This is a genomic window from Bradyrhizobium sp. CB2312 (assembly GCF_029714425.1).
Taxonomy (GTDB): Bacteria; Pseudomonadota; Alphaproteobacteria; order Rhizobiales; family Xanthobacteraceae; genus Bradyrhizobium.
In genome coordinates this window covers 3,048,585-3,071,078 of sequence record NZ_CP121668.1, presented here as the reverse complement: position 1 = coordinate 3,071,078, position 22,494 = coordinate 3,048,585, and the positions used below count along the sequence as shown (strand labels likewise).

General features: G+C 65.2%; 19 protein-coding genes. 6 read left to right on the top strand and 13 right to left on the bottom strand.

Annotated features, from left to right (window positions below):
* The first annotated feature begins 132 nt into the window (after positions 1–132).
* On the top strand, positions 133–831 hold the full coding sequence (locus QA642_RS14640; protein WP_283085284.1) for an ABC transporter permease: 699 nt from the start codon (positions 133–135) through the stop codon (positions 829–831).
* Here QA642_RS14640 and QA642_RS14635 read toward each other — a convergent pair.
* Entirely contained in the window at positions 805–1,614 is an 810-nt protein-coding gene (locus QA642_RS14635; protein WP_283085283.1) for a substrate-binding domain-containing protein, read from the bottom strand. The genes QA642_RS14640 and QA642_RS14635 overlap by 27 nt on opposite strands.
* Before the next feature lie 285 nt (positions 1,615–1,899).
* Here QA642_RS14635 and QA642_RS14630 point away from each other — a divergent pair, with 285 nt between their 5' ends.
* Both QA642_RS14630 and QA642_RS14625 read left to right on the top strand, forming a co-directional pair.
* Positions 1,900–3,378 carry a hypothetical protein gene (locus QA642_RS14630; RefSeq protein WP_283085282.1) on the top strand — a complete coding sequence of 493 codons (1,479 nt, stop codon included), beginning with the start codon at positions 1,900–1,902 and terminating at the stop codon, positions 3,376–3,378.
* Between the two features lie 63 nt (positions 3,379–3,441).
* Entirely contained in the window at positions 3,442–3,726 is a 285-nt protein-coding gene (locus tag QA642_RS14625) for a TonB-dependent receptor plug domain-containing protein (protein ID WP_283085281.1), read from the top strand.
* Positions 3,727–3,736: 10 nt separating this feature from the next.
* Here QA642_RS14625 and QA642_RS14620 read toward each other — a convergent pair whose 3' ends face one another.
* A complete protein-coding gene (locus QA642_RS14620; RefSeq protein ID WP_283085280.1) occupies positions 3,737–5,053 on the bottom strand; it encodes an alpha/beta hydrolase-fold protein in 1,317 nt (438 codons plus the stop codon).
* A gap of 266 nt (positions 5,054–5,319) precedes the next feature.
* Here QA642_RS14620 and blaBJP point away from each other — a divergent pair, with 266 nt between their 5' ends.
* Together blaBJP and QA642_RS14610 are read left to right on the top strand one after the other, a co-directional pair.
* Positions 5,320–6,207 carry a BJP family subclass B3 metallo-beta-lactamase gene (blaBJP, locus tag QA642_RS14615; protein WP_283085279.1) on the top strand — a complete coding sequence of 296 codons (888 nt, stop codon included), beginning with the start codon at positions 5,320–5,322 and terminating at the stop codon, positions 6,205–6,207.
* A 300-nt stretch (positions 6,208–6,507) separates the two neighbouring features.
* Positions 6,508–8,517 carry an EAL domain-containing protein gene (locus tag QA642_RS14610; RefSeq protein ID WP_283085278.1) on the top strand — a complete coding sequence of 670 codons (2,010 nt, stop codon included), beginning with the start codon at positions 6,508–6,510 and terminating at the stop codon, positions 8,515–8,517.
* A gap of 6 nt (positions 8,518–8,523) precedes the next feature.
* Here QA642_RS14610 and QA642_RS14605 read toward each other — a convergent pair whose 3' ends face one another.
* The 8 genes from QA642_RS14605 to QA642_RS14570 are packed head-to-tail and all read right to left on the bottom strand — an operon-like array spanning position 8,524 to position 16,885.
* A complete protein-coding gene (locus tag QA642_RS14605; protein ID WP_283086890.1) occupies positions 8,524–9,240 on the bottom strand; it encodes an ABC transporter ATP-binding protein in 717 nt (238 codons plus the stop codon).
* Positions 9,233–9,988, bottom strand: a complete 756-nt coding sequence (locus QA642_RS14600) for an ABC transporter ATP-binding protein (protein ID WP_283085277.1) — start codon at positions 9,986–9,988, stop codon at positions 9,233–9,235. Before QA642_RS14600 ends, QA642_RS14605 begins: the two co-directional genes overlap by 8 nt.
* On the bottom strand, positions 9,985–10,983 hold the full coding sequence (locus QA642_RS14595) for a branched-chain amino acid ABC transporter permease (RefSeq protein WP_283085276.1): 999 nt from the start codon (positions 10,981–10,983) through the stop codon (positions 9,985–9,987). The genes QA642_RS14600 and QA642_RS14595 overlap by 4 nt, the downstream gene beginning before the upstream one ends.
* The gene (locus QA642_RS14590) at positions 10,980–11,855 is read right to left on the bottom strand and encodes a branched-chain amino acid ABC transporter permease (protein WP_027564099.1); all 876 of its coding nucleotides are present in this window, start codon (positions 11,853–11,855) and stop codon (positions 10,980–10,982) included. Before QA642_RS14590 ends, QA642_RS14595 begins: the two co-directional genes overlap by 4 nt.
* An 11-nt stretch (positions 11,856–11,866) precedes the next feature.
* Entirely contained in the window at positions 11,867–13,108 is a 1,242-nt protein-coding gene (locus QA642_RS14585) for an ABC transporter substrate-binding protein (protein WP_283085275.1), read from the bottom strand.
* Between the two features lie 23 nt (positions 13,109–13,131).
* Positions 13,132–15,507: a xanthine dehydrogenase family protein molybdopterin-binding subunit gene (locus tag QA642_RS14580; protein ID WP_283085274.1), complete on the bottom strand. Its 2,376-nt coding sequence runs from the start codon at positions 15,505–15,507 to the stop codon at positions 13,132–13,134.
* Positions 15,504–16,028, bottom strand: a complete 525-nt coding sequence (locus QA642_RS14575) for a (2Fe-2S)-binding protein (RefSeq protein ID WP_283085273.1) — start codon at positions 16,026–16,028, stop codon at positions 15,504–15,506. The genes QA642_RS14580 and QA642_RS14575 overlap by 4 nt, the downstream gene beginning before the upstream one ends.
* Complete coding sequence (locus QA642_RS14570) at positions 16,025–16,885, bottom strand: xanthine dehydrogenase family protein subunit M (RefSeq protein ID WP_283085272.1); 861 nt, start codon at positions 16,883–16,885, stop codon at positions 16,025–16,027. Before QA642_RS14570 ends, QA642_RS14575 begins: the two co-directional genes overlap by 4 nt.
* Positions 16,886–17,138: 253 nt before the next feature.
* Between QA642_RS14570 and QA642_RS14565 the strand changes: the two genes are divergently transcribed.
* The gene (locus QA642_RS14565; protein WP_283085271.1) at positions 17,139–17,774 is read left to right on the top strand and encodes a TetR/AcrR family transcriptional regulator; all 636 of its coding nucleotides are present in this window, start codon (positions 17,139–17,141) and stop codon (positions 17,772–17,774) included.
* 154 nt (positions 17,775–17,928) lie between these two features.
* On the opposite strand, the gene hutU is transcribed toward QA642_RS14565, so the two are convergent.
* The 3 genes from hutU to hutI are packed head-to-tail and all read right to left on the bottom strand — an operon-like array spanning position 17,929 to position 22,394.
* Positions 17,929–19,596: a urocanate hydratase gene (gene hutU, locus QA642_RS14560; RefSeq protein ID WP_283085270.1), complete on the bottom strand. Its 1,668-nt coding sequence runs from the start codon at positions 19,594–19,596 to the stop codon at positions 17,929–17,931.
* A 27-nt stretch (positions 19,597–19,623) separates the two neighbouring features.
* Complete coding sequence (hutH, locus tag QA642_RS14555) at positions 19,624–21,183, bottom strand: histidine ammonia-lyase (protein WP_283085269.1); 1,560 nt, start codon at positions 21,181–21,183, stop codon at positions 19,624–19,626.
* Positions 21,180–22,394, bottom strand: coding sequence for an imidazolonepropionase (gene hutI / locus QA642_RS14550; protein WP_283085268.1), 1,215 nt, complete (start codon positions 22,392–22,394; stop codon positions 21,180–21,182). The genes hutH and hutI overlap by 4 nt, the downstream gene beginning before the upstream one ends.
* Positions 22,395–22,494: the final 100 nt, after the last annotated feature.

The window sequence follows — 22,494 nt, the reverse complement described above, 5'->3', positions numbered from 1 at the left end:
TTTTCAAATCTCTTCCCGCGGGTATTCTGTGCATGTCGACCAGACCAGCAGAGACCTATCCGTGACGCGATCATGCAGCTTCGACATCGATGATCCCGAGGCGTTCGGCCCGCCGGCGAAGCGCCCGGCCGAATGAACGATTTCGCGCGATCCGTTGCCGCCGCGTTCGCGCTGATCGGCGAAGCCGATGCCGAACTACTCGGCATCGTCGCGTTGTCCGTGCGTGTCAGCCTGACTGCCAGCATCGTCGCGCTGCTGATCGGCGCGCCGTTCGGGGCCCTGCTTGCCATCACCCGTTTCCGCGGGCGGCAGGTCATCATCGTGCTGACCAATGCGCTGCTCGGCCTTCCGCCGGTCGTGGTCGGGCTCGCGCTCTATCTGTTGCTGTCGCGGTCCGGTCCGCTCGGGGCTGCCGGCCTCTTGTTCACGCCGACCGCCATGGTGATCGCGCAGACCCTGCTCGCCACACCGATCGTGGTCGCGCTGGTGCACCGGCCGGCGAGCCTGCTGTGGGCGGAGTATGGCGACCTCGCGCGGATCGACGGATTGTCGGCCCTGCGCAGCATGGCGCTTTTGTTCGCGCTGGGACGGACCTCGCTGCTGACCGCCTTTCTCGCCGCGTTCGGGCGCGCCATCGCCGAGGTCGGCGCCATCATCATCGTCGGCGGCAACATCCGCGGCTTCACGCGCACGATGACGACGGCGATTGCGCTGGAGACCAGCAAGGGCGACCTGCCGCTGGCGCTCGGGCTCGGGCTGATCCTGCTCGCGCTCAGCGTCGCGGTGTCGACCGTCGCTTTCCTGCTAGTGGGACGCGTTGGGGAAAAATAGCTGCTCCCCGCCGACCTTGTAGCCGGCGATCGCATCCTGCCCCTTCGACGAGACGAGCCAGTCGATGAAGGCCTGCCCGTCCTTCGCCTTCACGTTCGGATGCTTTTCCGGATTCACCAGCATGACGCCGTACTGGTTGAACAGCCGCTTGTCGCCCTCGGTCAGGATCGCAAGCTCGCCGCGATTCTTGAACGACAGCCAGGTGCCGCGATCCGACAGCAGATAGGCATTCGCCGACGAGGCCATGTTCAGTGCCGGGCCCATGCCCTGGCCGATCTCGCGATACCAGCTGTCCTTGCCGGCGGCGATGTCGATGCCCGCTTCTTTCCACAATCTCAGCTCGGCCGCATGCGTGCCGGACTTGTCGCCGCGCGAGATGAACGGCGCTTTCGCTGCCGCGATCTTGCGCAAGGCATCCGCGACGTCCTTGCCGCCGGCGATCTTCGCGGGATCAGCCTTCGGGCCGACGATGACGAAGTCGTTGTACATGACGTCGAAGCGCTTCACGCCCTGCCCTTCGGACATGAACTTGTCTTCGGCCGGCTTGTCATGGACGAACACCACATCCGCATCGCCGCGCCGTCCGATGTCGAGCGCCTGACCTGTGCCGACGGCGACGACCTTCACCTCGATGCCCTCGGCCTTCGAGAACAGCGGCAGCAAATAGCCGAACAGGCCAGACTGCTCCGTCGAGGTCGTGGAGGCCACGGTGATGCTGCGATCCTGCGCGAATGAGCATGTCGACCAGAACAGAACCGCTGCGATGGCGGCAAGCTTCCTCATTGCGTCGTCCTCGGACCTGGATTTCGGGTGCTCCAAGCTATGTCAGGCGAACTGCACAGGGAACCCCGACGGTTGATCCAGCCCGGGCGCGATCCGGCCGGCCATCGCTGCAAGTGCCGACGGCAATCTCACCTGCACGGCACGTGTGGATGTTCTGCAATTGGTCCCAGTCAGATTGACATCGGTGTGACAGGCGGGGCAGTTTTTCATATTGCTGACGAATCAGCGATTGCCTCACGCCGAGTACCTCTTGGACAACTCCCAGTGCTTTCGAGACTGATATCGTTGCTGCGCCGCATTCCTGCGGTGAAATGGGCGTTCACCCGACTTCGGCCCTTGCCGCACAGCGGAACCATCGACGTCGCGGCGAACGCAGCAAGCGACTCGCCAGCCATCCTTGCCGACGTCGCGGAAGCCGCTCCGACGCTCGACACGAGCAGCGCCGAACCATTACATGGCCAGGCCGACATCACGGCCACGACTCCCGTAGCCGAGGACGCTCCCACGATCTCCGTCACCGCGGAGAGTCCGTCAGCCACGCCAGCTGATATCAGCATCAACGACGAACCCTCCCGGGATATGCCCACTGAGGCCGATCCGGTTGTGGTCGAGCAGGCTTCGGTCCTGCCGATCGATGCCGCCAGCGAGCAGGATGAGTCTCCCGAAGTCGTCAGCGGCGATTCTCCCGGGGAACTGCTGGCGAGCATTGAGCCCGTCATCGCGGAAGAGACGCCGGTCTCGTCTATCGAGGTTGCGAGCGAACCGGCCGATGCTCCTGAAGCTGACATCAGCAGCGTTCCATCGTACGAACTCGCGACCGAGTTCGAGCATGCAGCCGCGGACGAGACTCTGGTCGCGTCGGTCGATGTTGCGATCGACGCGGTTGAGGCTCCCGAAGTCGTCAGCAACGATCCTCCGGCGGAAGTGCTTGCGAGCATCGAGCCCGTCATCGTGGAGGAGGCACCGGTCTCGCCTATCGAGGTTGCGAGCGAGCCGGCCGATGCTCCCGAGGCTGTCATTGGCAGCGTTCCATCGTTCGATGTCGCGATCGAGATCGAGCCCATCGTCGCGGAGGAGACTCTGGTCGCGTCGGTCGATGTCGCGATCGACGTGGTTGATGCTCCCGTTCTTCTCGTCGCCGACGATCCCACCCCCGACCTTCTCGTGGTTGACGCGCCGGCCGCTAACGACGGCTCGTGTGTCGCGTGCGCCGATGACAAGGCATTGGATGTCTCCGAGAGCAACATCGACAGCGATCCCGCTCCCAGCGTCGCGGCGGAGATCGAGCCGGTCGCCGTCAACGATCCTGCCCCCGTCATGGTGGTCGCGGCGGAGGACTCTTCCGCCGACGCAACCAGCGGCGTCGCCGAGAGCGCGCCGGAGCCGGTCCTCGAGTCTCCCGTTCCGGAAATTCTCCGCGCACCGAAGACCCGCACAAGGGTCACGGAACCCGCCGACCGTGCCGCGCTGATCCGACAGCGCTGGGCGGAGACCGGGATCAGGATGTGGAATCCGCGGCTTCACGGCACCGGCGATGCGACGCTGAACATCCAGGGCCGGATCGGACTGCTGCCGCCCGCGCCCGGCGAGACGATGCCGCGCTACGACAAGCTGGAATTCAAGATGCTCGGCGGGCAGATTGTCTGTGAGGGCGTCATCGTCGAAGCGCCCGCGCAGGTGGACAAGCGTAGCTTCACCCGGCTCGCCGAACCCGTGAAGACCGTCCGTGAGGCGGTGCGGGAACGCCAGGCCGCCCTCGCCTGACCCTTTTCATCTGCGATCGCGCTCGCCATATGCCAGGCTGACACCCTGGATATGGGACACCGCATGTTCGCAACATCATCGCGACTGGTCGTGATCGCTGCTCTCTGCGTCTCGCAAGGAGCTTTTGCGGCGTCCGGCAAACGGCCGCGCCATGTGCCGACAACGGCGGCCGCGATCGATCCCGCAGCGCCCTACAAGGCCGACCGGCTGTCCTCCTCGCGCGGCGAGACCTTCCTCAACACGCCCGGCCAGACCACCGTGCTGACGCGTCAAAGGCTCGACGACATGAACGCCACCAGCCTCCGCGACGCCATGCGCTCGACCGCCGGCGTGACGATCGGGCGTTAAGCGTCTGCACTCAGGGGATCGGATAACCCTTCCAGACCCACTCCAGCGCCGACGGCAGCGTCTGCGCGATCGTCGGGCGATCGACGTGCTTGGCGTTGCGCACGAACAGGAACTGGTACTGATAGCCCTTCTCCGCCAGCCCCTTGGCCATCAGCGCGTTCGACAAGGTCCAGTCGTGCATGCCGTCGGGAATGGTGGGGTTCGGATAGAACAGGTCCTGGTCGCCGCCGAAGAACCAGAAGCGGATCGGTTTGGCCGGCGCGGCGACGATCAGGGGCACGCCGGGCGGCTCGGCCGGCGTCAGCACACCTGCCTTGGAGATCAAATTGGGACCAACCGGCCCCGTCCATGCGCTGTGATACTCCCAGGCGCCGCCGCGCAGGGACGGGTCATGCGGCCATTGCTGGTTGACCATCGTCGGCGAGAAGGCCAGCACGCGGTGATAGAGATCGGGAAAGAACCAGGCCATGGTGAAGGCGGCCGCGCCACTCGAGCTCAATCCCATCGTCGCACGTCCGTCGGGATTCCTCGTCAGCTTGACGTCGGCGTTCTTCTCGACCAGCGGCAGCACCTCGCGCTCGACGAACTGCGCATAGGTGCCCGACACCGCGTCATATTCGCGGCCGCGCTGGCTGCCCTGCGCGTCCTGCCCGCCATTGCCAATCTGGATCGCGATCATCGGCGGCACGCGGCGTTGCGCGATCAGATTGTCGAGCGTGGTGGCGAGATCCTTGTAGGCGTTGGAGCCGCCGTCGCCGACCACGATGAACGGCGCCTCGGAGCCGCGCACATATTGCGCCGGCACGTAGACGTCGATCGTGCGCGACCAGACACCGGGATGGCTGGTGGTGACGATCATGTGCGACTTGTCGTCCGGCGCGGTGACCGTCGTCATGATCGAGGAGTTGGTGCAGCCCGCGACGTCGTCGCGGATCAGGCCGGGATTGTAGACCGTGCTCTCTTTCGATGACAACGTGAAGGATTTCGTCGTGCCGCGCGGCACGCCTTCCTTTGCGATCGTCTCCGGCGCGGGATTGTGGGTGGGGCCGATGATGAAATTGCCTTCGGCGCCTGGCGGCGGCAGCGTCCCGTCCGGCAGCTCGGTCGCGCGCGGGTAGTTGGCGCTGAAGGGATCCCGCGTCGGCGGCGCCGTCTTGAAATCGAGGCCTGTCGTGTCGATGAAGAAGGGCGCGGCCTTGTCGGTGGTGTTGGCACCAGGCGGCACGGCCATGTTCTGTGTGACGCAGACCGGCTGGGCCGACGCGATCGACAAGAATGAGACGACGGAAATCAGCATCCCCGCAAGGACGAACAATGGATTGGTCATTTCAGCTCCCCGTGCCGACGAGTCTTGCTGGCCCGTCTTGAAGCAAAGTATGCCGGGCCGCCGATGCCGGGTCAAACAGCAAGCGGCCGCATTGCAGCGATGGCCCCATGCTCAAACCGGGCGGCGCCCCTTATTCCGCGCATGCAGCGAAAATTTGAGAGCGTGATGCCGTTGCTGCCGTCCTCCGCACGACGTAGCTTGCGCACCGGCCGCGCCGCGCAGATGCCGCGTCTGGCCGAAACGACAAGAACACTCGGGAGGCAACCATGAGAAAGCTTACGGCCGCGCTGTGTGCGCTGGCGTTCCTCACAACCGGCGCGCAGGCGCAGACCATCAAGGACTTTCTGGCAACGGTCATGCAGAAGTGGACGGCGCCGTTCGAGCCGTTCCAGCTCATCGGCAACATCTACTATGTCGGCACCGACGGCATCGCCGTGTACGTCATCAAGACCTCGCAGGGCCTGATCCTGATGGATACGGCGATGTCGCAGTCGACCGGCATGATCAAGGACAACATCGCCAAGCTCGGCTTCAAGGTCGCCGACATCAAGATCATCCTCAACACGCACGCCCATCTCGACCACACCGGCGGCTTCGCCGAGATCAAGAAGGAAACCGGCGCGCAGCTCATCGCCGGCGAGCGCGACAAGCCGCTCCTCGAAGGCGGCTACTACCCCGGCGACGAGAAGAACGCGGACCTCACCTTCCCCGCGGTGAAGGTCGACCGCACGGTGAAGGAAGGCGACAAGGTCACGCTCGGCGACACCACGCTGACGGCGCATGCGACCCCCGGCCACTCGCCGGGCTGCACGAGCTGGGAGATGACCGTCAAGGACGGCAGCCAGGATCGCGACGTGCTGTTCTTCTGTAGCGGAACGGTGGCGCTGAACAGGCTGGTCGGCCAGCCGACCTATCCCGGCATCGTCGACGATTACCGCGCGACCTATGCCAAGGTGAAGGCGATGAAGATCGACGTGCTGCTCGGACCGCATCCGGAAGTCTACGGCATGCAGGCCAAGCGCGCGGAGATGAAGGAGGGCGCGCCAAACCCGTTCGTCAAGCCGGGCGAACTCACGACCTACGCGACGACCCTGTCGGAGGATTTCGACAAGCAGCTCGCCAAGCAGACGGCGGCGCTTCAAACTGCGAAGTGACAGCAGCCTCCACCTCTCCCTCCTGGAGAGGTGGACCGGCATCCCGCGATGCGCGGCCGCGCGTCGCACCGATGCCTATGGTTAGCAGAACGTAGCTGCGGTTCTCGCGGGGTTTTCGTCATCCGGACGCGCCCCTCCGCCACCTATCCTTAACGCCGTCTCACCAATACACGCGGCCGGAAGATCGCCGCGGTAGCGCGCAACTTGCGCGCGCTTTTGGTCCGGTTCCCATCTAACGCGCTCTTTACCCGAGCCGTGCAAGATCGCCTGCATTTTGAGGGGATCCGGGGCCGTATTGCAATGCCTGTCGCCGATTTGAAGTCTCACCTCGCCGCCGCGATGCGGCTGTTTCGCGTGCCGGCCGACAATCCGGACCTGACGCGCGCGCAGTTCGACGCCTTCTCCAAGCAGATCCCGCTGCTCTACTTCATCCTCATGAGCAACACGATCGCCGTCGCCTATACCTATGTTAACGTGGCGCCGGACTGGCTGACGATGGTCGTGCCCTCGGTGCTGACCGTACTTGCGGCGCTCCGGACCATCTGGTGGCTGCGCCAGCGTCATCTCGTGCGCAGCGATGCCGACATCCTGCGCAATCTGCGCGCCACCAACTGGATGACGCTGCCGATCGGCGCGGGCTTCACCGCGTGGTCGTTCGCGCTCTATCCTTACGGCGACCCCTTCGCCAAAAGCCAGGTCGCCTTCTACATGGCCGTCACCGTGATCGGCTGCATCTTCTCACTGATGCATCTGCGTTCGGCGGCGCTGATCGTCACGCTGGTCGTCGACGTGCCCTATGTGCTGTTCTTCTGGGCCACCGGCGAGCCAACCCTGAAGGCGATCGCCGTCAACAACCTTCTGGTTTCCGGCGCGATGGTGACCGTGCTGGTCATCTACTATCGCGACTTCGCCGATCTCGTCGCCAGCCGCAAATCCCTACTCGCACAGCAGGCGGCGACGCAGGCGCTCTCGGACGAGAATTTCCGTCTCGCCAATCTGGATTCGCTCACCGAGCTGCCGAACCGCCGCCGCTTCTTCGCCGAGCTGTCGAGTGCTTTCATCGACGCTGAGCGCAGGAAGGTTCGCGTCGCGGTCGGCATCATCGACCTCGACGGCTTCAAGCCAATCAACGACAATTACGGCCATTCGGTCGGCGACCGCGTCCTGATCGAGGCTGGCCGGCGTATCCGCGAGGTCTGCGAAGGCTTTGGTCCGCAGCGTGTCGAATTCGCAAGGCTCGGCGGCGACGAGTTCGGCCTCGTCGTATGCGGCGACCCTGACGATGCGGACCTGACGCGGCTCGGCGAACGCATCGGCGAGCAGGTCAAGCTGCCTTACCAGCTCGACACGGCCCATACCGGCCTGTCCTGCTCGATCGGCTTTGCGCTGTTCCCGGATTCCGCGACAACGTCAGAAGCGCTGTATGAATGCGCCGACTATTCGCTCTATCACGCCAAACGCCATGTGCGCGGCCGCACCGTGATCTTCTCGAGCGAGCTCGAGGCCGAGATCCGCAGCCGCGGCGTCATCGAGACCCTGCTGCGCACCGCCGATTTCAGCACCGAGATGGACCTGGTGTTCCAGCCGATCGTGGAGGCCATGAGCGAGCACACCGCCGGCTTCGAGGTCCTGGCGCGCTGGCACAGCGCCCGCCTCGGCCTGGTCTCGCCGGCCGATTTCATTCCGGCCGCCGAGCGCATCGGCCTGATCCGCCCGCTGACGCAGGCGCTGCTGGCGCGCGCGCTCGCGACGGCGAAGACCTGGCCAGACCACGTCCGTCTGTCGTTCAACCTCTCCGCCCACGATGTCTGCGCGGTCGAGGGCATCCTGCCGCTGATCTCGATCATCGAGACGAGCGGGCTGCCGCCGCACCGGATCGATTTCGAGATCACCGAGACCGCCGTCACTTTCGACTTCGTGCGCGCGCAGCAGTCTATCGCGACGCTGAAGGCGATGGGCTGTGGCATCTCGCTCGACGATTTCGGCACCGGCTATTCCTCGCTGAGCCATGTGCACCGGCTGCCGCTCGACAAGATCAAGGTCGATCGCAGCTTCGTCGCCGACATCAACGAGAATCCCGTCAGCCACAAGATCATCAGGTCGCTGACAGGTCTGTGCGACGACATGGAGATCGCCTGCGTCGTCGAAGGCGTCGAGACTCGTGCGCAGCTCGACACCCTGCGCCGCCTCGGCTGCGATTACATCCAGGGCTATTACTTCGCAAAACCGATGCCGGGCGATGCGATCGGCGACTACCTGGCGACCGAGCGGCAACGGCTCGATGGTGGAGCGGCCAAGGTCGTGGCCTGAGGCTCATCAGACCGCGCAGTAGCGCTCCTGAATGTCCTTGTCCGCCAGCAGCGCCGCGGCGCTGCTCTGATGCACCACCTCACCCTGGTCGATGATGACAGCGCGATCGGCGAGGCGCAGGGCCCATTCGACGTTCTGCTCGACCAGCAGCAACGTCTTGCCCTCGTCGCGCAAGCGGCGGAACAGCACGCCCATCTCTTCGACCAGGACGGGCATGATCCCTTCAGAGGGCTCGTCGAGCAGAATCATCTTCGGCTTCGCGATCAGGGCGCGTGCGATCGCCAGCATCTGCTGCTCGCCGCCTGAGAGCGTCACGCCTTCCTGCTCGAGGCGCTCTTTCAAGCGTGGAAATGTCTCCGCGATTTCGTCGATGGCGGCGCGTTCATCGATATCGCCGCCGGCGACGAGGCCAAGCCGGAGATTCTCGCGCACGGACAGGCCCGGGACGATACGGCGCTCCTCAGGCACGTACGCCAAGCCTAGATGAAACCGCTGATGGGCACGCAGCGGCAGGAGGTCCCTGCCCGCAAAGCGCACGCGCCCCGCCGCCTTTGGCATCAGCCCCATCATCGCCCGCAGGGTCGTGGTCTTGCCCGCGCCGTTGCGACCAACGAGTGCGACCACCTCGCCCGGATTCACCTGCAATGAGATGCCGTGAAGGATATGGCTCGTGCCATACCAGGCGTGGAGGTCATTGATTTCGAGCAGCGCGGTCTCAGCCATAGCCTTCACTCTGTCCGAGATAAACCCGGCGGACTTCCGGATTGCTCCTGATCTCGTCGGGCGCGCCGTCCGCAAGCAGGCGGCCGTGGTGCAGCACCACGACCCGCTTGGACAGACCCAGCACCATCTTCATCTTGTGCTCGACCAGCAGCACGGTGCGCTTGTCGGCGAGCCGTTCGAGCAGCGCGACCATGTCCTTGGTCTCCTCCGGCCCCATGCCGGCGGTCGGCTCGTCGAGCAGCAGTAATTCCGGTTCGGAAACCAGTGCGATCGCGATCTCCAGCGCGCGCTGCTGACCGTGGGAGAGGAATTTTGCCAGCTCGCCGCGCTTGCCGAGGAGCCCGACGGCCTCCAGTGCGGCATCGGCCCGCGCATTCAGCTCAGTCAGCCGGGCGCGGCTCCGCCAGATATCGTAGCTTACGGTGAGCGCCTGCGCCGCGACGCGGACATTCTCGTGCACGGACAGGTCAGGGAAGATGTTGGTGATCTGGTAGGAGCGCGAGATGCCCTGGTGCACTAAGCGGTGCTGCGGCAGGCCGTTGAGCTCAATTCCTCTGAAGTGCAGCTTGCCCGAGGTCGGGGCCAGGGCACCCGAGAGAATGTTGAAGAAGGTACTCTTGCCCGCTCCGTTCGGCCCGATGATCGAGGTGAGCTGTCCCGCTGCAAAGGACACAGTGATGCCCTCAAGCGCGACGAAGCCGCCAAAATGCTTGCCGATGCCCTCGGCGCGGAGCAGTTCGCCGGTCATGGCCGCGCCTTTCCGATACGAAGCGTATCGAGCAGCGTGCCCCAGATACCCTTGGGCAGGAACAGCACGAACAGCACGAAGATCGCGCCGACGAAGATCTGCCAATGCGGCGTCCAGAGCGAGATGACGTCCTCCAGGATCAGGAAGCTCGCCGCGCCGACGAAGGGCCCGAAGAAGCTGCGAGCGCCGCCGAGCAGCACCATCATCACGATCATCCCGGAGGTCTGGTAGTGCAGGATGTCCAGCGGCACGATCGACAAGTGCAGCGCCAGCATGCAGCCGCCGAGCGAGGAGATCGCGCCCGACAGCATGAACACGATCAGCTTGCTGCGCTCGACGTCATAGCCGCAGGCCCGAGCCCGCTGCTCGTTCTCGCGGATGGCTTCGATCACGGCCCCGAACGGCGAGTTGAGAATGCGCGACTGGAACCACATCGCCAGCGCCGCGAAGGCCATCAGCACGTAGTATTTGTTGACGGGATCGAGGAAATTGACCTGAAGGCCGAACAGGCTGATCCGGTCGACTGTGAAGCCGCGCAGGCCGTTCTCGCCCCCAGTGAAGAACGAGGCCTGCAGCGCGACGTAATAGACCAGCTGGGCGAGCGCGAGCGTCACCATCGAGAAATAGATGCCCCGCGTGCGGGTCGAGACGATACCGATCGCGGCGGCAAGACAGGTGCTCAGCAGCACAGCAATCGGCACCGCGGCGAACCACGGCACACCGTAGCGGCCGATCGCAATGCCCGTGAAGTAAGCCCCGGCACCGAAGAACGCCGCCTGGCCGAATGACAGCAGCCCGGTGTAGCCGAACAGCAAATTGTAGCCCATCACCACGACGCCGTAGATCAGGACGTTGACGGCCAGCGCCTGGGACGGCAGCAGCCAAGGCAGCACGGCCAGCACGGCGATGGATAGCAGCACACGCTGCTCGAGGAGCCAGCCCATCGCGCCGGACGAGGATGTGGCGGTCGCTTCGCCGCTCGATGATCCCGTCACGCGGTCCTCCCCCTCACGCCGAACAGGCCTTGCGGGCGGATCAGCAGCACCACCGCCATCAGCGCGAACATGACGATGGTCGCCATCTCAGGGGCGAACAGCGCGACCATGCTGATGGAGATGCCGACCATGAGGCCGGCAACGACGGCTCCGACGATCGAGCCGAGACCACCGATCACGGTAACCACAAAAGCTTCCGCCAGCACCAGCGAGCCCATCTCCGGATTGACGCTGCGCATGGGCCCGGCCAGCACGCCGCCGAGCGCGGCGAGGCCGACGCCGAGGCCGAAGATCGCAAGCCATACCCGGCCGATATCGACGCCGAGCACCTGCATGATGGTGGGATCGCGGGCGCCGGCGCGCACGATCAGGCCGACGCGGGTCTTCTCCAGCGTCAGCCAGAGCACCAGCAGCACCACCGCCACCAGCGCGATCACGAACAGGCGGTAACGCGGGAAGAAGCCGATGCCGAGATCGACCACGCCGATCAATTGCGGCGGGGTCGGGAACGGAATGCCGTCGCTGCCGAACACGATGCGCACGCCCTCGACGAGGATGTAGCTGAGGCCGAAGGTCAACAGCAGCGGATCGTCGATCGAGCGTCCATAGAGCCTGCGGATCAGGACGAACTCGATCAGCATGCCGAAGGCGCCGATCAGGATGGGCGCAAGCAGCAATCCCCACCAGAAACTTCCAGTCAGCGACGCCAGATAGAGGCCCGCATAGGCTCCGATCATGAACAGCGCGCCGTGCGCGAAGTTCACCACCCCGAGCATGCCGAACACGATCGTCAGTCCAAGCGCAGTGATCACCAGGACCGCCCCAAGGGCGATCCCGGAGAGAAGCTGCATGATGATCAGCGACAGGTCCATCGTCACAAGACTTAGGTCGCGTGGCCGAGCTCGCTGCAGCTGCGCAGCATGTCGTCGGAGCCGGCGTCGTTGGCGAGAATGGCGAACAGGTCGTTGTCGCCCGTCATGGCCGATTTCTTCTTGGACTCCAGCACCAGCACCGACTGCACCGATTGATGGTCGCATCTGCGATAGTGCTGCGGGCCTTTGGTCAGATCGTATTGCAGTTTCTCGAGGGCATCGACCACCTTGTCGGTGTCGGTGCCACCGGCGGCCTGCATGGCCGCGAGCAGCGATCCGACGCCGGAATAGCCATAGGCGCCGTAATCGGTCGGAATCGCACCGCCATTGGCGGCCTTGAACGCCGCGTTGAAAGCGGCTGCCGACTTGCTCTGCCCCTCAAGGCCCCAATAGTAATTGGCGCCGCCGACCACGCCCTCGAACACGTCGGGACCAACGGCGAGGCGCTGATTGTGCAGGATCACGGGGACGACGATCTTCATCTGCTGCTTCACGCCGAAATCCACGGCCTGCTTGATCGCATTGGCCTGGTCGCGGCCGAAATTGGAGATGCAGAGCACGTCCGGCCGCATCGACATCAGGCGCGGCATGAAGGTGGAATAGTCGGCCGCGCCGAACGGATGCAGGATCTCGCCGACATTGTCCGCCCCGATCGCCGCCTGCGCGCGCTTGAAGCCGCGCAGCATCTCATGGCCGTAGGCATAATCCGCCACAAGATGCGCGACCTTCATGCCCTTCTTCAGCGTCTGCCGCGCCACCGCCGCCGTCGTCATGTGCGGGTTCAGCGCTTCGTGGAACGTGTATTTGCTGAAATCCTTGGCTTCGTTGATGGTGTCGGACTGGCTGATCGAGACGTAGATCACGCCGCGAGCGCGGGTGACCTCGTTGACCGCGAGTTGCACCGCGCTGGAGAGTGCGCCGACCACGGCGTGAACCTTGTCCTTCTCGATCAGCTCCAGCGTCCGGGTCGCGGCTTCGCCGGCGTTGAGCTTGTCGTCACGGACCAGGAGCTCGACCTTGCGGCCGCCGATGCCGCCCTTGTCGTTGACGAGCTTGACGGCGAGCTCGGCGCACTTGACCTGATCGCGCGCTTCGGCGGCGAACGGGCCGGTGAGCGGCGTCGGGAAGCCGATGCGGATCGTCTCGTCCGCCGCGCGGCCGAGCCGGGGCATGGCGAGGAGTGCCGCGCCGGCCGAGAGACCGGCGAGCGCAGTGCGGCGGGTTATCTTCGACGTCGAACCGGATTTGGGCATGATTTCCTCCAACTGTCTTTTTTCTAGAATCGCTTCAGGGCTTTCAGGACTTTGGTGGGCGTGATCGGCACCGAGTTGATCGTGGCATCGAATGGCGCGAGCGCATCGTTGACGGCGTTGAGCACGCAGGCGGACGCCGCCGCCGTGCCGGCCTCGCCGACCCCCTTGGCGCCGAGCACCGTGTCCGCAGTCGGCGTCTCGACGTGGGCGATGACGATGTCGGGCATCTCCATCGGCATCGGGACGAGGTAGTCGGCGAGCGAGCCGTTCATGAGCTGGCCGGTGTCACTGTAGCGGCATTCCTCGAACAGCGCGGCGCCCAGCCCCTGCACGATACCGCCGCGGAGCTGCTCGTCCACCAGCATCGGGTTGATGACACGGCCGCAATCCTCGACGATGAAATGCTTCAGCACCCTGATGAAGCCGGTCTCGACATCGATCTCCAGCGAGCAGCCCTGGATGCCGTTGGTGAAGGCGAAGGGATAGCCCTGCGGCGCGAAGTGATGGCTCACGGTGAGCTGCGCCTGGGTGCCCGGCGGCAGCGTGTCGGAGCGGAAATAGGCGATGCGCGCGATCTCGGCGACCGGCATGCGCTGGTTCCGGGTCGCCGCGTCAACCACGTGCCCGTCGATGATGTCGAGCGCCGAGGACTGCTCCTGGAGAATGAGTGCGGCGATCTCCAAAATGTTGCGCTTGAGCGCGCGCGTCGCCTGGAGTGCGGTCTCGCCGCCGATGCCGGCGCCGCGGCAGGCCCAGGTGGCGCCGCCATGCGGTGTCACCTCGGTATCGCCGGTGATCACCTTGACGTGCTCCTGCGCGAGGCCGAGCTGATCAGCGACGATCTGGCTGATGATCGCCTCGGTGCCCTGCCCTTGCTCGGTAACCGAGATCAGGCAGCGCACCTCGCCCGACGGGGTCAAGCTGAGAATGGCGCCGTCCTGCGAGGAGATCCGCGCACCGCCGACGCCGTAGAAGGCCGGACTCGGGTTGGTGATCTCGACGAAGGTCGCAATCCCGATGCCGCGATAGATGCCGCGCTTGCGCAAGTCAGCCTGCTCGGCGCGTAAGCCGTCGTAATCCATGATGTCATGCAGGCGCTTCAAACAGGCCTGATGCGACAGCGCCTCGAAGCGGTAGCCGGTCGGCGAGGTCTGCGGATAGGCGTCGTCGGCGATGACGTTCTGCGCGCGGATTGCGAAGGGGTCGAGGCCGAGTTTCGCCGCCGCGATGTCCACAAGCCGCTCGGCGACGGCGCAGGCGATGGGGTGACCGACGGCGCGGTACTGGCTGGTCTGCACCTTGTTCTGGAAGATCACCTCGAGCGTGGCGCGATAGTTCTTGAAGCGATAGGGCGCGCCGATCAGTCGGATCACCTGATTGCCCTCGACCACACTGGTGCGCGGATAGGTCGAGAACGCCCCGATCGCGGTCAAGTCCAGCACGTCCATCGCCAGGATCTCGCCTTTGGCATCGAGCGCCATCCTGGCGTGGACGCGGTGGTCACGGGCGTGAATGTCGGAGACAAAAGACTCGATGCGATCTGCGACGTATTTGACCGGGCGACCGAGCAGGATCGACAGGCCGACCACGGCCATGTCCTCGTGATAGACATGCAGCTTCATCCCGAAGGAGCCGCCGATGTCGGTCGCGATCACGCGAACGCGGGCCTCGGGGATGCCGTAATGCCGCGAGTAGAGGTCCTGAAACTGATACGGCGTCTGCGTCGCGTGATGCACAGTGAGCGTACCGGCGGCTGGATCGTAGTCCGCGACGATGGCCCGCGGCTCCAGGGTCACCGCGGTATGGCGGCCGAAGGTGAATTCCTCTTCCACGACGTGCGCCGCACTCGCGAAGGCGACGTCGACGGTGCCGCTATCCAACTGGGCATGGAAGCAGGTATTGTTGGCGCTGCCGGAATTGATCACCGGACCACCAACCTCGCGCGCACCGTCGATGTCGACGACGAGCGGAAGATCCTCGTAATCGACCTCGATCAACTCCAGCGCATCCTCGGCAATCGCGCGGCTCTCCGCAACGACCGCGACGACCGCCTGCCCTGTCCAGACCACGCGATCGACCGGCAGCGGCAATTGCGGCGCCGAGGTCATGCCCCTGAAATGGTCGAGCGTGCCGGTCCAGGGCATGCAAATTTTTGCGAGATCCTCACCGGTGGCCACGAGATGCACGCCTTCGAGCGCGCGGGCCTCATCGGCATTGATCGCAGCGATCTTCGCGTGCGCATGCGGGCTCCGAAGGAACGCTGCATGGAGCATGCGCGGCAGTTTGAGGTCGCTGATATAGCGGCCCCGTCCGGCGAGTAGCCGCTTGGCGTTCGGCCGCGGCACCGAACGGCCGATATAGGAATTGGGGCGATCAAGCGAGGTCAGAGGCGCGATCATGTGGCGCCTCCGCCAGCGCTGCGTGCTTTCGCTACGGCGTCGATGGCGTCGACGATCGCTTCATAGCCGGTGCAGCGGCAGTAATTGCCCGACAGCGCGTCGCGGATCTCCTCGCGGCTCGGCTGCGCCACTTGCGACAGCAGCTCGTGGGCATTGATCAGCATGCCCGGTGTGCAGAAGCCGCATTGCAGCGCGTTGCGGCGATGAAATTCGGCCTGGAGGTCGGCGATCAGGCCGCTGTCGGAGAGGCCCTCGATGGTGTTGATGGCCGCACCGTCGGCCTGGACCGCGAACATCAGGCAGGAATGCACGGCGCGGCCGTCGAGCTGCACGAGGCAGGCGCCGCAGGCCCCCATCTCGCAGCCGGCATGCGTGCCGGTCAGCTCGAGCGAATTGCGCAGACAATCCACCAGCGTCTCACGCGGCGCGACCTCACAGGCGACCTTCCGACCGTTGACGACGAGGCGGACACGCACGGTCTCGTCCGCGTCATCCAGCAGGGTCTCGTCAGAATGATTCATGCGCCCTCGCCCAGACGTCCGAGCAGGCGGCCGAGCAGCACGCGGGCGAGATGCAGCCGCATCGCGGGCGGCACCTCGTCGCTGTCGGGCGGCGCGAGGTCGCCTTCAAGCGCGGCCTGGGCAGCGGCGATACGCTCCGCATCCAGGCTCGATCCGATCAGGGTCGCCTCGGCGCCCTTCACCCGCGTTGGCGTATTGCCGACCGAGAAGAAGGAGATACGGATGTCGTCAACGCGTTCGCCGGTGAAAGTCGCAAGCATGCCGCAGCCGACCAGCGCATAGTCGCCGCGCCGCCGCGCCAGTTCGTCGAACGCAAAGCGCTGGTCGGCCTTGAACAGCGGGACGAAGACAGCAGTGATCAGCTCGCCGGGCTGCAAAGCGGTCTCGAACAGGTCGAGGAAGAAGTCGTCGGCCTTGATGCGTCGGCCGCCCGAAGCGCCAGCAATCTCAATCTCCGCATCGAGCGCCAGCGTCATCGCAGGAAATTCGGACGCGGGATCGGCCAGCGCAACGCTACCGCCGAAAGTGCCGCGATTGCGGATCGCGGGATGGGCGACGAAGGGCGCCGCCGCATGCAGCAGCGGGGCGAACTCGGCTATCAGCGGCTCGCTCAGCATCTCGCAATGCCGCGTCAGCGCGCCGATGCGCAAATAGCCGCCGTCGCGCCTGACGCCGCGCAGCGCGTCGATATGGGTAATGTCGATCAGCAGCCGCGGCGCCTGGAGCCGCAGTGACAGCGCCGGCACGAGGCTCTGCCCCCCGGCGATGAAGCGCGCATCATCGCCAGCGCGCGCATGAGCATCCAGCGCCTGGTCGATCGTCGCAGCACGAAAATAGCTGAAAGCCCTCGCCTTCACCGCCGTTTCCTCGAGATCCGTCGGCTCATCAGCCGGGATGCCAGATTTGTAACCATCTGGTCTCAAAATCCTGACACGCCGCTGGAAGGCGGTCAACAGGAAATGACCATTTGGTCACAAATGCAGCTTTAGGCTAAGAAAGCGATGGAGAGTCCGATTCAGCGACGAAATGGCCAGAAAAGCGCAGAAGTCAGCGAAACGACCAGTCCGCAAGCGGGCCGAGACCGAAAAGTCCGCGCCAAAGCGCCGCAACATGCGTGCGGCCGACCGCGAGCGCGCGATCGTCGAGGAGGCGATCCGCTTCTTCGCCGAACATGGTTTTGAAGGCCAGACCCGCGAACTCGCCAAGCGCATGGGCATCACGCATTCGGCGATCTATCGCCACTTCCCCAGCAAGGAAGCGCTGATCGAACGCGTCTACCAGGAGGTCTATCTCAGCCGCTGGTCGCCCGATTGGGGGCCGATGATCCGCGACCGCACGCTGTCGCTCGAGGCGCGGCTGACGCGCTTCTATCTCGACTATGTCGAACGCGTGTTCGAGTACAATTGGGTGCGGATTTTCGTCTTCTCCGGCATGAAGTCGTTCGGCATCACCGGCCGCTATCTCGACATCGTCAGGCGCGAGATCATCGAGCCGGCTGCAGCCGAGCTGCGCCACGATCTGAAACTGCCGGATGCAAAGGCCCGACCGCTGAGCGAGCGTGAGACCGAGCTGTTCTGGGGCCTGCACGGCCGAATCTTCTATCTCGCGATCCGCAAGTTCATCTACGAGACGCCGATCCCGCCCGATCTCGACGCGATCGTCCGCGACGCCGTCCAGACCTTCATGGACGGCGCCAAGACGACGATGCCGAAGCTGCTGGGTAATACGTCGTGGCACGGCGCTTGACTTCACCTCTCCCCAGCGGGAGAGGTCTGATTGCGCAGCAATCCGGGTGAGGGGCCGCGGTGTTCAGAGGGACCGAAACCCCTCACCCGGACCGCATCTCACGATGCGATCCGACCTCTCCCTACGGGAGAGGTAAAAGAGAGAGCCGCAGCTACTACGCCAGGCTCGGCAGGTCGAGCCCCTTGTCGCGGGCGCAATCGATCGCGATGTCGTAACCTGCGTCAGCGTGGCGCATGACGCCGCTCGCGGGATCGTTCCACAGCACGCGCTCGATGCGCCTCGCCGCTTCCGGCGTGCCGTCGGCCACGATCACCATGCCGGCGTGCTGGGAATAGCCGATGCCGACGCCACCGCCATGATGCAGCGAGACCCAGGTCGCGCCGCTGGCGCAATTGAGCAGCGCATTGAGCAAGGGCCAGTCGGACACCGCGTCCGAACCATCCTTCATCGCCTCGGTCTCGCGGTTCGGGCTTGCCACCGAGCCGCTGTCGAGATGATCGCGGCCGATCACGATCGGCGCTTTCAACTCGCCGCGCGCCACCATCTCGTTGAAGGCGAGGCCGAGGCGATGGCGATCGCCGAGGCCGACCCAGCAGATCCGCGCCGGCAGGCCCTGGAACTTGATTCGCTCCTTGGCCATGTCGAGCCAATTATGCAGATGCTTGTCGTCAGGCATCAGCTCCTTGACCTTGGCGTCGGTCTTGAAGATGTCCTCGGGATCGCCCGACAGCGCGGCCCAGCGGAACGGTCCGACGCCGCGGCAGAACAGCGGGCGGATATAGGCCGGCACGAAGCCGGGAAAATCGAAGGCGTTCTTCAGGCCCATGTCCTGCGCCATCTGGCGAATGTTGTTGCCGTAGTCGAGCGTCGGAATGCCCTGAGCGTGGAAATCCAGCATGGCCTGGACATGCTCGACCATCGAGGTCTTTGAGGCGCGCTCGACCGCCTTCGGATCGGACGCGCGCTTGGTCTCCCAATCGGCGAGCGTCCAGCCCTTGGGCAGATAGCCGTTGATCGGATCATGCGCGCTGGTCTGGTCGGTGACGATGTCGGGCTTGACGCCGCGACGGACCAGCTCCGGGAAAATCTCGGCGGCATTGCCGAGCAGGCCGACCGAGACCGCCTTCTTCGTCTTCTTGGCCTCTTCCATGATCGCCAGCGCTTCGTCGAGCGTAGCGGCCTGGCGATCGAGATAGCCGGTGCGCAAGCGCATCTCGATGCGGCTCGGTTGGCACTCGACCGCGAGCATCGAGGCGCCGGCCATGGTCGCGGCCAGCGGCTGCGCCCCGCCCATGCCGCCGAGACCGGCGGTGAGGATCCATTTGCCGGCGAGGCTGCCGCCGTAATGGCGACGACCAACCTCGACAAAGGTCTCGTAAGTGCCCTGCACGATGCCCTGGCTGCCGATATAGATCCAGGAGCCCGCGGTCATCTGGCCGTACATCATCAGCCCCTGGCGGTCGAGCTCGTTGAAATGATCCAGCGTTGCCCAGTGCGGCACGATGTTGGAGTTGGCGATCAGCACGCGCGGCGCATCGGCATGGGTGCGGAACACGCCGACCGGCTTGCCGGACTGCACCAGCAGCGTCTGGTCGGCTTCGAGCTTGCGCAAGGCCGCGGTGATCCGGTCAAAGCTCTCCCAGTCGCGCGCGGCACGGCCGATGCCGCCATAGACGACCAGCTCGCTTGGGCGCTCCGCAACATCAGGATCGAGGTTGTTCATGAGCATGCGCAGCGGCGCTTCGGTCAACCAGCTCTTGGCGCTGATCTCGCTGCCGCGGGGAGCACGGATCGTGCGGTCATTGTCCAGTCGGCGGTTCATGCGGAACACCCCTTAGTCAAGTCTTGTTCAGTCAAGTTTCGGAAACGGATCGGTTGAAAGCCTGGCGATCGCCGCGGCCGGCAACGCATCGGCTTCGATCAGCGCAGCGGCCTTGGCGAGATCGCCGGCCATGTAGCGATCAGCGCCGAGCGCGGGCACCTGCTCGCGAAGCTTTGCAATGACGGCAACGAGCGGCGCGCTGGTCGCATGCGGCGCTCGCAGCGTGATGCCTTGGGCTGCGACCAGCAGCTCGATCCCCAAGATGGCGGCGAGATTGTCGGCCATATCGGAGAGGCGCCGCGCGGCATGCGCGGCCATCGAGACGTGGTCTTCCTGGTTCGCGCTGGTCGGCGTCGAGTCGATCGAGCAGGCGAGCGCCCGCTGCTTGTTCTCGGCATAGAGCGCCGCCGCCGTCACCTCGGCGATCATGAAGCCGGAGTTGAGGCCGGGATCGGGTGTCAGGAACGGCGGCAAGCAGAAATTGAGCGCGGGATCGACCAGCGTCGCAATGCGCCGCTCGCTGATCGCGCCGATCTCCGACAGTGCAAGCGCGATGGCGTCGGCGGCAAACGCCACCGGCTCGGCGTGGAAATTGCCGCCGGAGACGATCTCACCGGTCTCGACCAGCACCAGCGGATTGTCGGTGACGGCATTGGCCTCGACGATCAGCGTGCGTGCGGCCTGCGTGATCAGGTCGAGCGCCGCACCCCCGACCTGCGGCTGGCAACGCAGGCAATAAGGATCCTGCACGCGCTCGTCGCCTTCGAGATGCGACAGGCGGATATCGCTGCCGTCGAGCAGTGCGGTCAGCGTCGCGGCCGCGGCGGTTTGCCCGACATGGCCGCGCAGCGCCTGGATTTCGGAACGGAACGGCGCCGTGGAGGCCATTGCCGCATCAACCGACAGTGCGCCGGTGACAAGCGCGGCGCGGATCAGGCGGAATGCACGCAGCACGCCGGCGATGGCGTAGGCGGTCGAGAACTGCGTGCCGTTGATCAGCGCCAAGCCCTCCTTGGGGCCGAGCGTCAGTGGCGTAAGGCTGGCAGCGGCGAGCGCTTCGCTGCCGGATACAGTCTCCCCGTCAACAATCGCCTGCCCCTCGCCGATCATCACGGCAGTCATATGCGCTAGCGGCGCAAGATCGCCGGAGGCGCCGACCGAGCCCTGCTGCGGCACCAGCGGGTAGACGCCGCGCGCCAGCATGGCCTGCAATTGCTCGATCACCGCGCGGCGGACGCCGGAGGCGCCGCGCCCGAGCGAGATGATCTTCAGCGCCATCATCAGCCGGACGATCGGCTCGGGCGTCGCCGGGCCGACACCGCAGCAATGCGAGACGATGAGATTGCGCTGGAGCAGCGTGGTCTGATCGGGCGGAATGCGCTTCGAGGCCAGCTTTCCAAAGCCGGTGTTGATGCCATAGACGGGCGCCGCGGCGTGCGCTGCCTTCGCGACGATCTCCGCCGCAGCATCCACGCGGGGCCAAAAAGAAGGATCGAGCACGACGGACGCGCCCGCAAGCACGCGCGCGAGATCGTCGAGGCTGACCGTTCCCGGCTTGACGACGATGGCTGCGCCCTGCTCCGTCACTGCCCCCTCCATACCCGGCGGTGCAGCGGATTGAAGCCTATGCGGTAGACCAGCTCGGCGGGCCGCTCGATGTCCCAGATCGCGAGGTCGCACCATTTGCCGGCCTCAAGCGTGCCGGTCTCAGCGAGCACGCCGAGCGCACGCGCGCCTTCGCGGGTGACGCCTGCGAGGCATTCGGCGACATTCATCCGGAACAACGTCGCGCCCATGTTCATGGCGAGCAGCAGCGAGGTCAGCGGCGAGCTGCCGGGATTGCAGTCGGTCGCGAGCGCCATGTGCACACCGTGCTTGCGGAACACTTCGACCGGAGGCTTTTGCGTCTCGCGGATGAAGTAGAAGGCGCCGGGCAGCAGCACGGCAACCGTACCCGTCTTCGCCATCGCGGCGGCGCCGGCCTCGTCGGTATGCTCCAAATGATCGGCGGAGAGCGCCGAGAATCTTGCCGCGAGCGCAGCGCCGCCGAGATTCGAGAGCTGATCGGCATGAAGCTTGACCGGCAAGCCCAGCCCCCGCGCCGTCTCGAACACCCGCGCCGTCTGTTCGGCCGAGAACGCGATACCTTCCATGAAGGCATCGACGGCATCGGCGAGGCCAGCCTTTGCGACGGCGGGCAGCATCTCCTTGCACACGAGATCGATGTAGCGATCCTTGTCGCCGTCGGCTTCGACCGGCAGGGCGTGCGCGCCGAGGAAGGATGTACGGATCGCAACCGGCCGCTGAGCGCCGAGGCTGCGCGCGGCGGACAGCTGCCGCATCTCGGTCTCGGTATCGAGGCCGTAGCCGGACTTGATCTCGACCGTGGTGGCGCCCTCGCCGATCAGCGCATCGAGCCGCGGCAGCGCGGTTGCGACAAGCTCGGCCTCGCTCGCCTTGCGCGTCGCTGCGACCGTCGAGACGATGCCGCCGCCGGCCCGCGCGATCTCTTCGTAGCTCGCACCCTTCAGGCGCAACTCGAATTCGTGCGCGCGGTTGCCGCCATAGACGAGATGCGTATGGCAGTCGATGAGGCCTGGCGTAATCCAGCGTCCCTCGCAATCGATCCGCTCGATCGCGTCGACATCGCCAGGGAAATCCGCCGCAGCGCCGGCATAGACGATGTGGCCGCCGCGCGCGGCGATCACGCCATGCTCGATCTCGCCGAGATCGGGACGGTCGGCCCGCAGCGTGGCGAGCCGGGCATTGTGCCAGATCCGGTCGAAGCGCTCTGCCATGAAGGTGTCCCTTCGCGGATATCTCTGCATCCTGGGATGCTTGACTTATATGTCTAGACATATAATCGTAAGGCGGTTCTGTCCAGCCGGCGTGCAATCA